This window comes from Corynebacterium sp. Marseille-Q2823 (genome assembly GCF_903645345.1).
GTDB classification, from domain to species: Bacteria; Actinomycetota; Actinomycetes; order Mycobacteriales; family Mycobacteriaceae; genus Corynebacterium; species Corynebacterium hiratae.
The window spans coordinates 13,972-29,908 of the sequence record NZ_CAHJXS010000011.1; the positions used below are offsets into that span (position 1 = coordinate 13,972).

At 64.6% G+C, this 15,937-nt stretch carries 10 protein-coding genes and 3 pseudogenes; 8 read left to right on the plus strand and 5 right to left on the minus strand.

Going from position 1 to position 15,937, the window contains the following annotated elements; all coding sequences use genetic code 11:
• Position 1: 1 nt before the first annotated feature.
• From HWX44_RS11455 to recR, 3 genes are all read left to right on the plus strand, one after another.
• Positions 2 to 2,665 carry a DNA polymerase III subunit gamma and tau gene (locus HWX44_RS11455; protein ID WP_175974746.1) on the plus strand — a complete coding sequence of 888 codons (2,664 nt, stop codon included), beginning with the start codon at positions 2 to 4 and terminating at the stop codon, positions 2,663 to 2,665.
• Positions 2,666 to 2,722: 57 nt separating this feature from the next.
• Positions 2,723 to 3,103, plus strand: coding sequence for a YbaB/EbfC family nucleoid-associated protein (locus HWX44_RS11460; protein WP_046648833.1), 381 nt, complete (start codon positions 2,723 to 2,725; stop codon positions 3,101 to 3,103).
• A 114-nt stretch (positions 3,104 to 3,217) separates the two neighbouring features.
• Positions 3,218 to 3,874 (plus strand): recombination mediator RecR, encoded by a 657-nt coding sequence (recR, locus tag HWX44_RS11465; protein ID WP_070731493.1) that lies wholly within the window; start codon positions 3,218 to 3,220, stop codon positions 3,872 to 3,874.
• Positions 3,875 to 4,115: 241 nt separating this feature from the next.
• On the opposite strand, the pseudogene HWX44_RS11470 reads toward recR, so the two are convergent.
• Both HWX44_RS11470 and HWX44_RS11475 read right to left on the minus strand, forming a co-directional pair.
• Positions 4,116 to 5,542, minus strand: a pseudogene (locus HWX44_RS11470) (multicopper oxidase domain-containing protein).
• 71 nt (positions 5,543 to 5,613) lie between these two features.
• Positions 5,614 to 6,189, minus strand: a complete 576-nt coding sequence (locus tag HWX44_RS11475) for a CueP family metal-binding protein (protein ID WP_175974748.1) — start codon at positions 6,187 to 6,189, stop codon at positions 5,614 to 5,616.
• 394 nt (positions 6,190 to 6,583) lie between these two features.
• Between HWX44_RS11475 and HWX44_RS11480 the strand changes: the two genes are divergently transcribed.
• The 5 genes and pseudogenes from HWX44_RS11480 (at position 6,584) to HWX44_RS11500 (ending at position 11,886) form a co-directional block, all read left to right on the plus strand.
• Complete coding sequence (locus HWX44_RS11480) at positions 6,584 to 7,306, plus strand: response regulator transcription factor (protein ID WP_175974750.1); 723 nt, start codon at positions 6,584 to 6,586, stop codon at positions 7,304 to 7,306.
• Positions 7,303 to 8,415 (plus strand): sensor histidine kinase, encoded by a 1,113-nt coding sequence (locus HWX44_RS11485; protein ID WP_175974752.1) that lies wholly within the window; start codon positions 7,303 to 7,305, stop codon positions 8,413 to 8,415. The genes HWX44_RS11480 and HWX44_RS11485 overlap by 4 nt, the downstream gene beginning before the upstream one ends.
• A 156-nt stretch (positions 8,416 to 8,571) precedes the next feature.
• Positions 8,572 to 8,898, plus strand: a complete 327-nt coding sequence (locus tag HWX44_RS11490; RefSeq protein WP_175974754.1) for a heavy-metal-associated domain-containing protein — start codon at positions 8,572 to 8,574, stop codon at positions 8,896 to 8,898.
• 51 nt (positions 8,899 to 8,949) lie between these two features.
• Complete coding sequence (locus tag HWX44_RS11495) at positions 8,950 to 11,184, plus strand: copper-translocating P-type ATPase (protein WP_175974756.1); 2,235 nt, start codon at positions 8,950 to 8,952, stop codon at positions 11,182 to 11,184.
• Positions 11,185 to 11,213: 29 nt separating this feature from the next.
• Positions 11,214 to 11,886 (plus strand): annotated as a pseudogene (locus HWX44_RS11500) (DUF305 domain-containing protein).
• Between the two features lie 405 nt (positions 11,887 to 12,291).
• Here the strand turns inward: HWX44_RS11500 and HWX44_RS11510 are convergent.
• From HWX44_RS11510 to HWX44_RS11520, 3 genes and pseudogenes are all read right to left on the minus strand, one after another.
• Positions 12,292 to 13,071 (minus strand): type 1 glutamine amidotransferase, encoded by a 780-nt coding sequence (locus HWX44_RS11510; RefSeq protein WP_175974757.1) that lies wholly within the window; start codon positions 13,069 to 13,071, stop codon positions 12,292 to 12,294.
• Positions 13,064 to 14,353: a Mur ligase family protein gene (locus HWX44_RS11515; protein ID WP_070821061.1), complete on the minus strand. Its 1,290-nt coding sequence runs from the start codon at positions 14,351 to 14,353 to the stop codon at positions 13,064 to 13,066. The genes HWX44_RS11510 and HWX44_RS11515 overlap by 8 nt, the downstream gene beginning before the upstream one ends.
• Before the next feature lie 411 nt (positions 14,354 to 14,764).
• A pseudogene (locus HWX44_RS11520) lies at positions 14,765 to 15,931 on the minus strand (DNA polymerase III subunit epsilon); the annotation flags it as partial.
• Positions 15,932 to 15,937 lie beyond the last annotated feature (6 nt).

The following is a 15,937-nucleotide window of genomic DNA, read 5'->3' on the forward strand; positions in this document are numbered from 1 at the left end:
CGTGGCTCTATACCGGAAATATCGTCCAGCAACCTTCGCGGAAGTGGTAGGCCAAGAGCAGGTCACCACGCCTTTATCCGCTGCCCTCGACGCAGGGCGCATTAACCATGCGTACCTCTTTTCCGGCCCGCGTGGCTGCGGAAAGACGTCGTCGGCGCGCATCATGGCCCGCTCGCTGAACTGTGAGCAGGGGCCAACGTCAACGCCGTGCGGGGTGTGCGATTCCTGTGTCTCGCTGGCCCCGGGTGGGCCGGGCAACTTGGATGTCACGGAGCTCGACGCCGCCTCTCACAATGGTGTCGAGGACATGCGTGAGTTGCGTGACCGCGCCTACTACGCGCCGGCGGAGTCGCGCTACCGCATCTTCATCATCGATGAGGCCCACATGATTTCCGCCTCGGGCGCGAACGCCTTGCTCAAGGTTGTCGAGGAGCCGCCGGAGCACGTGATCTTCATTTTTGCCACGACGGAGCCGGAGAAGATCATCGGCACCATCCGTTCGCGTACCCACCACTATCCCTTCCGCCTGCTAACTCCACCGGCGATGAAGGGGCTGCTGGAGCGCACCGTGGCCTCGGAGAACGTCCACGTGGATGACACCGTGTACCCCATGGTCATCCAGGCCGGCGGCGGTTCGCCCCGCGATACCTTGTCCATCCTGGACCAGCTGTTGGCGGGCGCAGGCCCCGATGGGCTGACCTACGACGTGGCCCGCCCGCTTCTGGGTGTCACGGACGTAGGCCTGCTGGATAACACGGTTGAATCCCTGGCGAACCAGGATAAGGCTGGGCTCTTCCGGCTTGTCGACGATGTCATTGAGGCCGGCCACGACCCTCGCCGCTTTGCCATTGACCTTTTGGATCGTTTGCGGGATTTGATGATCCTGCAGGCCGTCCCTTCAGCGTTGGAGGAGGGGTTAGTCTCTGCGCCGACTGACCGCGGGGAAGTGCTTACCGCCCAGGCGCAGCGCTTCTCCGGCCCACAGCTGGCCTACCTGGCCGAAACCGTCAACGAGCGCGTGTCCTCCCTGCGCGGCGCGACGTCCCCGCGCCTGCTCCTAGAAATCCTTTGCGCACACCTCATCGTTGGTTCAGCTCCTGCGGCGGCAACTGCCGGTCAGCTGCCCACTGCTGCCCCGCAGGGGGCGGGCGTGCAGACTTCCGCTCCCGCTGGGCAGGGAACTCCGCCTGCGCAACGCCAGCAATCTGCGGTCGCTAGCGCCCAGGATCCCGCTGCCGCCGCCGCAGCTATCATCGCGCAGCGTCGCAGCCGCCAGGCTGCAAAACAGGAGGCCCAGCAGCAGCAACCACAACAGCAACCACAGCAGGTCGAAAGGACCCAAGAAACAGCCCAGCAGACGCAGCAGACCCCAACCCCTGAGGCTGCGCAGCCTCAGGCACCGGTGGAGCGCCCTGCACAGCCGGAGGCGCAGCCTGAGCCGCAGTCAGAGCAGCCTGAGCAGCACCAAGAGCGACCGGAACACCAGCAACAGGAGCAGCACGAACAACCGCAGGAAGCGGAACAGCCGGAACAGCCGGAACAACAAGAACGGCAAGAACAGGCTCAAGGACAGCCACAAGAACAGCAGCCTGAGCCCGAGCAGCCTCAAGACCCAGCCGCGGAAATTCGCGGGCGTTGGTCTGACCTGCGGGCGACGATTGGGCGTCGGAACAAGGTCGCTGAAATCATGCTCGCCGAAGCCCGTGTCCTCGGCGTGCGTGATGACACCTTGGTTCTTGGGCACACCACCGGCGCGCTGGCGGAACGCATCAACTCGCCAGGCACCAACGAGGTCATCGTGACCGTCCTTAAGGAAGAGCTCAACCGCAACCTGAAGGTCACGTGCGTCATCGGCACAGACCCGAAGGCCCACGGCTTCACGGTGGCTGAGCCAGCCCAGCGCACCCAGTGGAACCCCAACCAGCCACCACGCGAGGCCGCCGAGCCCGACGAGGAGGCAGAGAGTCCGGAGACTCCGGACAACGCTACTGATTCGCACTCTTCCGACACTGTGCCTGCTTCCGCGGCAGCAACAGAATCTGAAAGAGGAGACAAGCCCAGCGAGTCCGAGGCGAAGGAACCCAGCAATGCCAGTGATGACCCGTGGGGTGCGCCGCGCCGGATCGGGCAGCAGGCTCCGTCTTCTGCAACGACGACGGAGCAGCCGCGTGAGGCAGCTGAGTCGCAGCCGCCGGCAGACCCGCGACCGTCGGCAGAACCACAACGTCCGGACGTCGCCCCGCGCGGGGCGATGGTGCCCCCAAAGAGGGAGGCCCGTGGTAGCCAATGGCGATCACGCATCGCGCAAGCGAGCCAAGTAGCGGCCCAGCGGGATGAAGAGTTTTCCAAAGTTCCCAAGTTTGGCAACGGCGTTCCACTGCCGCCGGAGCCAGGCCCGGAGGAAGGCGAATTCGAAGCCCCACCGGAGGAGTACGGTCCGCCGGCGGGGGCGAATGGGGCGTCGGAAAGCGCAGGCCAAGCGCCTGCCGCGCCGCAACAACCTGCGCCTCAGCAAGCTTCCGCTCCGCAGCCGGAGTACACCCGCGCGGATGAGGAGCGCGAGATGATGGAGGCCGCGCAGAATGCCGGCGAGATGGACCACCGCAACGCCACGGAGGTGGCCATGGAGCTCCTCGCACAGGAGTTGGGAGCGCGGCGGCTCTAGCGTGGCATCTGTACACTTGGCGCGTAGTGAAAATAATCGTGTGAAAGGATTTTTAGCATGACTGAGAACGACCCGATGCAGCAGGCAAATGACATGAACGAGATCCTGGCGCAGGCAGCCCGCGTCCAGGCAGAACTGCAGAAGGCACAGGAAGAGATCCTGGCCTCCACCGTTGAAGGCACCGCCGGCAACGGCTTGGTGAAGGTCACCATGACCGGCGGCGCTGAGCTGCAGAACGTTACCATCGATAAGTCCGTGGTCGACCCGGAGGACATCGATACCCTCCAGGACCTCATCGTTGGTGCCTTCAAGGAGGCCCACGCTGCTGCTGGCCGCCTGGCCCAGGAGAAGATTGGGCCGCTGTCCCAGGGCATGGGCCAGTCTCAGCAGAACTACGATGGCCCGTCCTTCCAGGATGTCTTCGGCGGCAACCAGTAAGCCGCGCGTTAGACTTAAAGGCCGTTGTTGCTCTCTTCGTGGAGAGCAGCGCGGCCTTTTGTTGTGTCCCCGGCCGTCGAGGTCTGAGGGATTGTTGAGTGAGGGGAGCATTGCGTGTTTGAAGGACCATTGCAGGATCTCATCGATGAGTTCTCGCGCCTGCCGGGTATTGGCCCGAAGTCAGCGCAACGCATCGCCTTCCACGTGTTGCATCAGGACCCAGAGGAGATTGACCGCCTCCAGAAGGCGCTGGGAGCAGTGCGTGATGGGGTGACGTTCTGCCGCATCTGCTGCAATATTTCCCGCGAAGAAGTCTGCCGCATTTGCATCAATTCGCAGCGCGATGCCTCCACCATCTGCGTGGTGGAAGAGCCCAAGGACATTCAGGTCATCGAGCGCACCGGCGAATACGATGGCCGCTATCACGTGCTCGGCGGCGCGCTCGACCCGCTGGCGAACGTGGGCCCGAAGGACCTCAACATCTCGCAACTACTCCAGCGCCTCGGCGGCGTGCTACCGGACCGAGAGCTCGCGGACTCCACCCCGGAGAAGCCGCTTTACGACGACTCCCCGGACATCACTGAGGTCATCCTTGCCACTGATCCGAACACCGAGGGCGAGGCTACCGCGGCCTACCTCGTGCGCCTGCTACGAGACTTCCCGGGACTGAAGATCACGCGCCTAGCCTCCGGCATGCCGCTGGGAGGCGACCTTGAGTTTGTTGATGAGCTGACGCTCTCGCGTGCGTTGAGCGGCCGCCTGACTGTTTAAACCGACGCTTCAGGAAACAGAGAATTAACCGTTGAACTTTTTCTCCAGAGCTTCCATGCCGGTAGGACTCATGGGGATTTCGGTTGTGGAAAAACAACTGCGGTCCACACTCACCCTGTGGACAACCCGCACGGCGCCAGTGTGGGTATCCACAGAAATCCACGCTGGTTGCAGTGTTCGATAGCGTTTAGGCCGGCATGGGCCCGACCCCCGGAAAGTGGACACGTCGGGGGTCGGGCCCTTACTCGTAGCGAAGCGAGCTGAACATCCCGGTTTCCATGTGATAGGCGTTATGGCAGTGAAATGCCCACTCACCGGGGTTGTCAGCGATTAGGTCGGCGATCATGGTTTCACCGTGGCGGAGAAGGACGGTGTCCTTGCGTAGCCCGCCGCTGCCGGGCAGCGCCCACGTGTGGCCGTGGATGTGCATGGGATGGGGCATCATGGTCCTGTTGCGCATGACCATCCGCAGGCGCTGGCCCTCCTGCACGGTCGCGGAGGAGGATTGGCCGTCGGTGAGAATGCTCCATTCATACGGCATCATCTGCCCGCCCAGGTCGATGCTGACTTCTCGGTCTGGTGTTTCCTCGGGCAGGAGTGCACGGTCTGCTGGCTTCAGGGAGGACAGAAGCAGTCCGGTGGACGACAACTCGGGGAAGTCGACATCGGGGTGGGGGGCCTGGCCGCCGGCGGTGCGGATGACGGCGAAGGCGCGGTCGTCCTTACCCACCGCCAAAGCCGTGAGCGGGAAGATGCCGTCGCCGAGGATGACCTCGACGTCGACACGCTCGCCCATCGACAGGTAGATCGATTCGGTCTCCCGGGGCTGGACGGGGAAGCCGTCGGTGTGGGTGACGGTCATGCGGTGACCACCGAGGGCCACCTTGAAGATGGTGTCACCGCCGGAGTTGATAAACCGCAGGCGGGCCTTGTCGCCCGGGCGAGCCTCGAAGGTCCGGTGAGCACGGGGGATACGTCCGTTGATGAGGTAGTGCGGATACATCACATCGCCGGCATCCCCGCCCAGTACCCGGTCCGGGGTGCCGTGCATCATATGGCCGTGACCTCCCATCCCCTTCTTCCCGTTATGGTCGCCCGAACCCATTCCGGTGAGCTTGTCGAGCTCATCGTCGGGAGTGCCCTGAATGCCATCGACCCAGTCGTCGAGCACGATGGTCCACTCGACGTCCTGGTCCTCAGTGTCTTGCGGGTCACGGACGATCAGTGGGGCGTGGAGGCCGCGATCAAGCTGCAGGCCGGAGTGGGAATGGTAGAAGTAGGTGCCACCGTGGGGGACTTCAAAAACATAGGAGAAAGACTCGCCAGGTTCAATGGGGTCCTGGGTCATGCCGGGCACACCGTCGGCTGCGTTGTGGAGTGCGATGCCATGCCAGTGGATGGAGGTGCTCTCAGGCAGTTCATTGGTGATATCGACCTGAGGACGTCGCTCCTCGGCACGGTGTCAGAGACGTATCCCACGTCTGGCTGATACCGCCATCTGAGAGGGCGTCGCGTCGGCGTCGGCACCGAGCACTGGGGGATGGGCGAGAGGAGGGACGGTGTCGAGGCAGCGGGTCCGGGGTCGCTGGTGCAGGCGGCCACGGCCCCGGTGCCGGCGAGGACGAGCCCACCGAGCAGAAACTGTCGTCGGGAAAACGCGTTCATCATGACTTCACCTTCCTTGGTGCTAGATTTCAGCGACACGGGAGACAGGCGCAGGTGAGGACCCTGCTGAGCCATCACGTCAGGCGCAGGTCTGTGACGCAGGTGGCACCGTCGTCGGCGGTGGAAAACTCCGCGGTGCCGGTACGCCCCTGGTAGCTGACCTCAATCAGGCCGGTGGCATCATCGGGAAGCCAGAAGCCAATAAACCCGTTGTCGAAGGTGGTTGTTGCCTCGTCCACCAGGACCTCACCGGTCGCCTCATCGGTGATCGTGACCTGGATATCCTCATTGTTGAGTTCCCCCAGGCAGGTCGTGAGGCTGTGGTAGAAGCAGTCGTGGGTGGAGGTGAGATAGGGTGCGATCGAGACATACGTCTGATTGTCGGGAAGATCGACCACGACTTCCTGGTCATCGCTCGAGAGCAGCAGTTCATCGGTACGCACTGAGGCGATCAGATCCGTGGGAAGCTCAGTGACCTTCTGCCGGTCGAGGTGATCAATGATCTCCACCGCGTCCATGGCGGCCAGGCCATGGGTAGTCAGGAATGTATCCTGGGACACCGTCCCGTCGCCGGTGGGTTCCGGGTCGGCGGCCGAACACCCCGTGAGGGCGAGAGCAAGGGCGGCGACTGCAATCGCTGCTCGTTTCACGTCAATCTCCTTGGATCGTGGGTAGGACCGTGAGAAGACACCGCCCCAAGGTCGATGTCATACCTTTATCTAGCACGGGTGCCTGACGGACTAGAAATCAAAAACCCTGCTCACAGCCTTATAGCAGGGCGAAAAGAGGGCGAATTCGGTGAGCTGGGTCACCACCGGGACACCACCCCACAGCCGTGGGCGATGTCCTTCTACCCGCCCCGGGTATGCGGTGCTTGCAGTGAAATCCCTGGTGGCGCCTGCTGAACCGACCAGGGGAGGCGATGCCGCCGGCCCGGGGTGGGGCACAGGGGTGACGGCGGTCGAAGGGTTATGTTTGAAGATTTGATGAAGATTCCCCGCCGGCTACTGAGCGAGGATGGTATTCCCCGGCATACTGGGGTCTATGGCTGACCACACACCGACCACCGCCACGCCCTCGGGGCGGGTGCTGGTCGTCGATGATGAACAACCCCTGGCTCAGATGGTGGCCTCCTACCTCATCCGGGCCGGCTTCGATACTCGCCAGGCGCACACCGGCACCCAGGCCGTGGACGAGGCCCGTCGCTTTTCCCCCGATGTTGTGGTGCTGGATCTAGGGCTGCCCGAACTCGACGGCCTGGAGGTGTGCCGACGGATCCGCACCTTCTCGGACTGCTACATCCTCATGCTCACCGCGCGTGGCAGCGAGGACGACAAGATCAGCGGTTTGACCCTGGGGGCGGATGACTACATCACCAAACCTTTTAGCATCCGGGAACTGGTGACCCGGGTGCATGCGGTGCTGCGCCGCCCGCGCACCAGCACCACCCCACCGCAGGTGACCACCCCCTTGATCGTTGGTGACCTCATCCTTGACCCCGTCGCCCATCAGGTGCGGGTGGGGGAGACGACCGTGGAGCTCACCCGGACGGAGTTCGAGCTGCTGGTTGCCCTGGCCCTGCGCCCCGGCCAGGTGCTGACCCGCCACGACCTGGTCACCGAGGTCTGGGACACCACCTGGGTCGGTGATGAACGCATCGTCGATGTCCACATCGGCAACTTGCGTCGCAAGCTCGGCACCGACACCCGGGGCCGGGGGTTTATCGACACCGTGCGTGGCGTGGGCTACCGGGTGGGGCAACCATGAATCACGGACCCGGCCTGACCTTCCGCTTCCTGGCCGCCCAGGTGTTGGTCGTGGTGATTAGCCTGCTGGTGGCCGCGGCCGTGGCCACGATGGTGGGTCCGACCCTGTTCCATGATCATATGTTGATGACCGGCCAGGAGGACCCCTCGCTGGAGCTGTTCCATGCCGAGCAGGCCTACCGGGGTGCCAACCTGATCACCCTGGCCGTCGCCCTGCCCACCGCCTTGATCAGCGCCCTGCTGGCCAGCCTGTGGTTATCGCGTCGTCTGCGCACCCCCCTGCAGGATCTCACCCGCGCCGCTACCAGCCTGACGGCCGGCAACTCCCGTATCCGCGTACCCGCCGGAAAAGCAGGCCCCGAGGTCACCACCCTGGCGCATGCCTTCAACACCATGGCCGACCGGCTGGAACACACCGAACAGGTCCGCCGCCAGATGCTCTCTGATCTGGCCCACGAAATGGGCACCCCCTTATCGGTGCTCACGGTCTACCTCGATGGTCTCCAGGACGGGGTCGTGGACTGGAATAATGCCACCCACACGATCATGGCTGACCAACTCACGCGCCTGACCCGGTTGATGGAAGACATTGACGATGTCTCCCGGGCCCAGGAACACCGGATCGATTTGGACCTGGCGGAGGAAGGGCTCGGGGATCTGCTCCATACCGCCGCTGCTGCCGCGGGGGAAGCTTATGCTGACAAAGGCGTCGATTTACAGGTCGAGACCATTACGGACACCGCCCGGGTGCTCGTGGACCGGCAACGGTTCGGCCAGGTGATGAGCAATCTCCTGTCGAACGCGCTACGGCACACCCCGGCCGGCGGGCAGGTCCGGATCAGCGTCCACCGACAGGGGGCGTCCACCGCGCTCATCCACGTCGCCGATGACGGCGAGGGCATCCCACCTGACCAGCTCGGACACATCTTCGAACGCTTCTACCGGGGGGATGCCGCCCGCAGCCGGGACAACGGCGGGGCCGGTATCGGTCTGACCATCTCCCAGGCATTGATCGAGGCCCACGGTGGCACTCTCACCGCCACCTCCCCCGGCCCCGGTCGCGGAGCGGTCTTTGCCCTCCGCCTCCCGCTGTCCCCCTCCCGCCAGTGAGGAGGCTGCTCGGTGCCCACACCCTGCCCCGCCTGCGGGCCGCGCCCTCGACCCATTGAAAATATACCCCCCTGGGGTATGCTGAAATTATACCCCCGGGGGGTATATGCTAGAGAGCGGCATCGCCGCACCCCACCGAACCGAAGGAGCTTTCCCATGATCACCTCCCCGCCCCGCCTCTTGCCGATGGCCTCCCACGGCTGCAGCTGTTGCGGACCTGCCTCACGTGCCGACACCGCCTCCATCCCTGCCGCCAGCGACTCGTCAGCAGGAGGGTCCTCCCCTAGCTACCAGGTCACCGGCCTGACCTGCGGGCACTGCGCGAAAAGCGTGACCCAGGCCCTTCAGGCTCTCCCCCAGGTTGACGACGTCCAGATTGATCTCGCTACTGGTGGTGTTTCCACCGTCACGGTCACCGGTGTCGTACCTCCGGAGATGGTTCGCCGGGCCATCGAGGAGGCCGGCTACACCGTCTTATCCTGATCAGTTTTACCCATCATCTCGACCCCGACCGGGTTGAGCGAAAGGAACGTCATGAGCACTCCCCACCATTCGGGTGATCACCATGGTGATCACCCCGCTCCGGAAACAGACCACACCCACCACCCGGATCATGCCAGCCACGAACACCACGCAGATTCCGACACCCACGGCCAGGCAATGCCCCACGATCACCCGCACTCCGCCCTGGACGAAGACCACCACGTTCATGGTCACGGCGAACACGCCGGACACAGCCCCGCAATGTTTCGGGACCGCTTCTGGTGGTCGCTGATTCTGTCCATTCCCGTCGCTATTTTCAGTCCCATGGTCGCCCACCTGCTCGGCTACCACCTCCCGGCATTCCCCGGATCCACCTGGATCCCCCCGGTGCTAGGCACGATCATCTTCGTCTACGGCGGAACGCCTTTCCTCAAGGGCGGATGGAAAGAACTGAAATCCCGCCAACCCGGGATGATGCTCCTGATCGCCATGGCCATCACCGTGGCGTTTGTCGCCTCCTGGGTCACCACTCTGGGGCTCGGCGGTTTTGACCTGGACTTCTGGTGGGAGCTGGCCCTGCTGGTGACCATCATGCTCCTGGGCCACTGGCTGGAGATGCGCGCTCTCGGGGCCGCGTCCTCCGCGCTTGACGCGCTGGCTGCCCTGCTGCCGGATGAGGCCGAGAAAGTCATCGACGGGACCACCCGCACCGTAGCCATCTCCGAGCTGGTCGTCGACGACGTCGTGCTGGTGAGGGCCGGTGCCCGGGTGCCGGCCGACGGAACCATCCTCGACGGAGCCGCCGAATTCGATGAGGCGATGATCACCGGCGAATCCCGTCCCGTCTTCCGCGACACCGGTGACAAGGTGGTCGCCGGTACCGTGGCCACCGACAACACCGTCCGCATCCGGGTGGAGGCTACCGGTGGGGACACCGCCCTGGCCGGGATCCAACGCATGGTTGCCGACGCCCAGGAGTCCTCCTCCCGGGCCCAGGCCCTGGCGGATCGGGCGGCGGCGTTGTTGTTCTGGTTCGCGCTGATCTCCGCTCTGATCACCGCGGTGGTGTGGACCATCATCGGCAGCCCGGACGATGTCGTGGTGCGCACGGTCACGGTGCTGGTCATCGCCTGTCCGCACGCCCTGGGCCTGGCGATTCCGCTGGTCATTGCGATCTCCAGCGAGCGGGCCGCGAAATCCGGGGTGCTCATCAAGGACCGGATGGCGCTCGAGCGGATGCGCACCATCGACGTGGTGCTCTTCGACAAAACCGGCACCCTGACCGAGGGTGCGCACGCGGTCACCGGTGTCGCGGCAGCTGTCGGCGTCACCGAGGGCGAGCTGCTGGCCCTGGCCGCCGCCGCGGAGGCCGACAGCGAGCACCCCGTGGCCCGCGCCATCGTGGCAGCCGCGGCCGCCCATCCCGAGGCCTCCCGTCGGCAAATGCGTGCAACTGGTTTCAGCGCCGCCTCCGGCCGGGGGGTCCGGGCCACTGTCGATGGCGCTGAGATCCTCGTGGGCGGGCCGAACATGCTGCGCGAGTTCAACCTCACCACCCCGGCCGAGCTCACCGACACCACCAGCGCCTGGACCAGGCGTGGGGCCGGTGTGCTCCATATTGTCCGCGACGGTCAGATCATCGGTGCGGTGGCCGTCGAGGACAAGATCCGCCCCGAATCCCGCGCCGCCGTGAAAGCCCTGCAGGACCGCGGGGTAAAGGTCGCGATGATCACCGGCGACGCCCAGCAGGTGGCCCACGCCGTCGGTCAGGACCTAGGCATTGATGAGGTCTTCGCCGAGGTCCTGCCCCAAGACAAAGACACCAAGGTCACGCAGCTGCAGGACCGGGGTTTGAGCGTGGCCATGGTCGGTGACGGTGTTAATGACGCCCCTGCTCTGACCCGCGCGGAGGTCGGTATCGCCATCGGTGCCGGCACGGATGTGGCCATGGAATCTGCCGGGGTCGTTCTAGCCAGTGATGACCCGCGGGCAGTGCTGTCGATGATTGAGCTGTCCCAGGCCAGCTACCGCAAGATGATCCAGAACCTGATCTGGGCCTCTGGCTACAACATCCTCGCCGTGCCGTTGGCCGCCGGAGTGCTCGCCTCGATCGGGTTCGTGCTGTCCCCGGCCGTGGGCGCGATCTTGATGTCTGCCTCGACCATCGTGGTGGCCCTGAACGCCCAGCTGTTGCGCCGCATTGATCTGGATCCGGCTCACCTGGCTTCGGCCGAGTCGAAGGAGGAACACACCACGCCTACTCCGGCATCCACCGCCGTCCACTGATCCACCACTTCTCTCCACTGCCCCCCCATATGGCCCTGAAAGGCTCCACCACGAAACGCACCCTTGTTCTTTCCGCTCTCGCCGTAGCCTCCACCCTGGCGCTGGCCGCCTGCGGTGAGGGCACCGAGTCAGGCAACACCGACGCCACCACCTCGGCCACCAGCACTACGACGACTACCGCTGAGACGACCGAGACCACCAAGGCGACAACTGAGGCGGACGGGGAGATCTCCGCCGATCACAACGACGCGGACATCATGTTTGCCCAGATGATGATCCCCCATCACCAGCGGGCCGTGGAGATGAGTGAGATGCTCCTGGCCAAGGAGGGTATCCTCGCCCAGGTCGTGGAGTTTGCCCAGGGGTTTATTGACGCCCAGGGGCCGGAGATTGACCGGATGAACGCCATGCTCGAGGCCTGGGGCCAGCAGCCGGTCACCGACTCCGGGGGCATGGGGGCCATGGACGAGATGGGTGGAATAGATCACGGGGAAATGGGTGGCATGAGCGGGGATGATGAGCCAGGAGGACATGACAGCCTTTGAGGAAGCCCAGGGCACCGAGGCTGCCTGCCTCTACCTGGAGCAGATGACCGCCCACCACGAAGGCGCGGTCGACATGGCCTGTGATGAGGTTGCTGATGGGCAGAATCCCCATGCGATCACCCTGGCCGAACAAATTATCAACGACCAGGAGGCCTAGATCGCCCAGATGCAGCAGATGCTCACTGACCTATGACAGGTCCCCGTCTTTTTCTGATCTCGAGGACAGGAATCTGAAAAAGAGAGATAACCGTGACGATTGCCACCTGCTGCGGGCGATGGGTCGGTGTCACCGCAGCGGGGGACGTCGAGGGGATCTACCCTCGGTCCCGACGGGCCTTGTGGACCTAGGTCTTCAGCGTGCCGCGGGTGATCCCGAGGTCTTCCGAGATCGAGGAATACGAGGCTCCCTCGGTGGTCTCGTAGAGCCGGATCGCGTCGGCTTTGAATTCATCGGAGTAAGTGTTTTTCGGTATAGTGTCTTTGCTTTCTTCGGTCCAGTCTGGACCAGTTCCAGCGTGTCCACTAAACGGGGGTCAGGCCCGGTAGTTACTTCTATTGATATCTAGCGCTGCGAGCGCGGCGGCTCCGAGGCGTTAAAGCGCTCGGTGCGCAGCTGGTCAATGGCGGGGATGTTCAACGGCTCAAGTTCGCTGAGCGCGACGCCCATGGCCTTGGCCAGCAGCAGGTCCGCCAGCTGCGGGTTGCGCGCCAAGACGGGGCCGTGCATGTAGGTAGCGATAACGCTGCCCTGCACCGCGCCCTCGGCACCGCGCTGGACGGTCCTGTCAGAGAGGTCCAGAATGGCGGCGGTATCCGCATTGCCGGTTCCACGCGTGAGGGTTCCCAGCGGTTGGGCGGCAGGCCCCAGGATGGTTGCACCCATGTGGTTCTCAAAACCGGTGAGCGGCTCGGTGAGCTCAGCGGTGATGCCGGCCTTGGTGGGTTCGGTGGCTACCTCACCGATGGCGCGCTCGGCCATGGAGGCCGTGGTGGCGTCGATAAGCCCCACGCCATCCACCACGCGGCCGGACGCACGGAAGGACTCGCCGAGTACCTGTAGGCCTGCGCAAATCGCCAGAATCGGGCGCTTCGCGGCCGCCGCGCGGGTCAAGCCACCGTCAGCAATGAGGTGCTCCGCGGCGAGAATCTGTGCGGTGTCCTCGCCACCGCCCAGGGTGTAGACGTCGAGGGACTCCGGCACCGGCTCACCCAGCTTGATGGGCACGATCTCTGCCTCGAGTCCGCGCATGCGGGCGCGTTGGCGCAGCACGAGGGCGTTACCGTCATCGCCGTAGGTGCCCAGGATATCGGGGAGGATGAGGCCAATCTGCAGGCTAGTCATTCGAATGCTCCTTTGCTGCTGCGGCGGTGAGGGCCTTCTTCAGATCACGGAAGGCGGTGTAGTTGGCCAGCACCTCGATGCGGCCCTCCGGGCAGGACTGAATGGCGGTGAGGGGATCCGGGATGAGCTCGTGCGAGATATCCGCATAGACCAAACGCACCGCGAGGTCGGTGCCGCGCTCACCCGCAGCCTTGACTGGCAGATCGTCGAAGTCCTCGAAGCGCACGTCCCACAGCCAGGACATATCAATACCGTCGGCCACGTGGCCGTTGGTGGCGATGACCAGGCCATCGGCCTCGCGGTCCACCATGGACAGTGCCTCCTGCCAGCCGGCGGGGTTCTTCGCCAGGAGCAGGCGGATAGTGCGGTTTCCTAGCGTGACGGTGGAATAGCGCCCGGCCACATCATCGACGCCTTCGGCAGCGGCAATGGCCTTGTGGCGGTCCACGCCGAAAGCTTCGACCGCAGCGGCGACGGCTTGGGCGGCATTGCCGCGGTTGGCCTGCCCCGGCAGGGCCAGCTGGAGCTTGTCGACGCCCTTCGGGCTCACCAGTCCTTCCTTTGTTACTGCCCAGGTGGGTGTGGGGCGGCGGAATTCGCGGCCGTCGGCAAGCGGCTTGACCGCGTGCCAGTCCTCGCCCTCGCGCACGATGTGTCCTCCGGTGCGCGGGCAAGTGACGGATTCACCCATCCAGCCGGCACCGGCGGAAACCCAGATGACGTTCTTCGCGTCATAGGCCACGGAGGTCATGAGCACGTCATCGCAGTTGGCGATGATGAGCATGTCGGGGTGCGCCTCGACTGCGTCGCGCAGGGCCCGCTCGATCTTGTTAATTTCGCCCACGCGGTCCAGTTGGTCGCGTGAGAGGTTCAACAACACCAGCGCGGTGGGGTTGAGGTTATCCGCGACGTGGGGAACGTGGAGCTCGTCCACTTCCAGCACTAAGTGGCTCGCGTCCTTGCCTGCTAGAAGCGCGGAGATGATTCCGGCGTCCATGTTGTCGCCGCCATCATTGGTGGCCACGGAGTGCTCGGTGCGCACAGCGGCGGCGAGCATGCGCGTGGTGGTGGACTTACCGTTGGTTCCGGTCACCAGGATGGCTGGGCGCTGCTTGGCTAGGTTCTGCATGATGGTGGGGTCGATGGCGTTGGCGATGAGCCCGCCAATCATGCCGCCGGCGCCGCGGCCCGTGGCGCGCGAGGCAGTGGTAGCCAGCGTCGCAGCGGTGGTGGCAACCGCAGTGCGCGCGGAGGAGAACGCGCTTCGGAAGTTAAAATTCATGTTCCCCAGGGTAGTCGGGGGACGCTAGTTATCGGTGTTGCGGGAGCGGTTGTGTCCCGAGTTTTGTTGGCCCTGCTGGTTGCCATTACCGCGGCGGCCGCGCCCACCGCGGCGGCGACGCCTACGCCCGTGGTTTCCGCCTTTGTTTCGATTGTTGTTGCCAGAGCCCTGCGAACCTTGGTTATTAGCCGAGCCCGAGTGAGCAGGCTTGTCGCCTGCGGAGCCCTCGGTTGAAGGGTTCTGGTTCTTCTTATCGTTGTGCCCTTGTTTAGCGGGCTGATGATTACCGGAAGATTTACGGCGGGAGCGGCGTCGATTCTTGTTCGTGGAGCGGTTGCGGTTGGACTGCCCACCGGAGCGTCCCTCGCCCTGGCGCTTCCCTGAGTTGCCCGCCCCACCAGATGCGGACTGCTCTTCTGGCTCCGTGGGTTCCTCGATGCGCTCGAGGGCCGCGAGGAAAGCGGTGTCGGACATCAGGGGGATGTCCTTGCGGTGAGCGTGCATGGGCTTGCCCACGAGGTTGGTGGTGATGTTGCAGACCACCAGGGACGTTTCTCGGGTGAGCTTTTCAGAGTAGTTGAGCTCCTCGCGGGCTAGGGCGGCGATGATGGTATCGGGGTCCTCGGTGATTTCCGGGGCTACGACGATCTCCATGCCGCGGATGAGCTCCTTGCCGGGCACATACGGACCGGGGTTGTGGTGCTGGCGGGGCGCTTCAGCAGCGTCGACGCGGACGTGGGAGCGCTGCAGCCCGAAACGATCCGCTCGCAGGTCATCCGGTGTGGCACTGCTCAGTGGGCCTGAAGCTTGCGCGCGATAAAGAGCCACGAGCAGGCGGGTTGCTTCGCGGGAGGTATCTTTTTCTGTCCTCTGCGCACGTTCGACGCTGGCCGTGGGGTCGGGTGCGGAAAGGCCGGTGTCACGCGCGACGGCCGCCAAGCGGATGTCGGTGCCCCACACGCTTTGGCGGCGGGCGGTGGCGAGAGTATCCACGATGGCGACTGGGGTGGGGACGTGTCCCACCTTGAAGCGGCGGCGTCGGCCCTTGCCCCGGTTGCGATTGCGCGCGCGGTTCTGGCGGGCAGCGGCGGTCATTGCACGGCGCGCTTCGGAGACGATGAATCCCCAGGTATAAGGGGTGTCGTGGACGATGAGGGTGCGGCCATCAATGAGCCGGTCCAGGGGCTTGAGCAGCATGGAGAAAGACTGCCCAGCCTGGATTTCTTCGACGCTTAACCCGTGGAGGTGCCGCGGTCCGGGGTCTGCGCCTGGGTTGATGACGGCGTGGAATTCCTGGCCGATCTCCCCAGCGGCGTTAAGAGTCAACGCATCCACGGTGAGCAGGCGGCCGGTCGAAGGGTGGATTCCGGTGGTTTGGATGGTCAGCGCCACGTAGGGAAAGGCGGCGAGAGCTTCCTCGCGGGCAGAGGCCTTGTGCTCCCTAGCGGTCTGCTTCGTATCTGCCTGGTGGGGGCGCGGGCCCGGCTTAGGGGCGCCGGTGTGTGGTGACGCCGCGGCCGGCGTCTCTGCAGCGCTGGGCTGCGCTGCAGGCTCGGTGGGGCCGGGTGTCGTAGTCATTGTTCA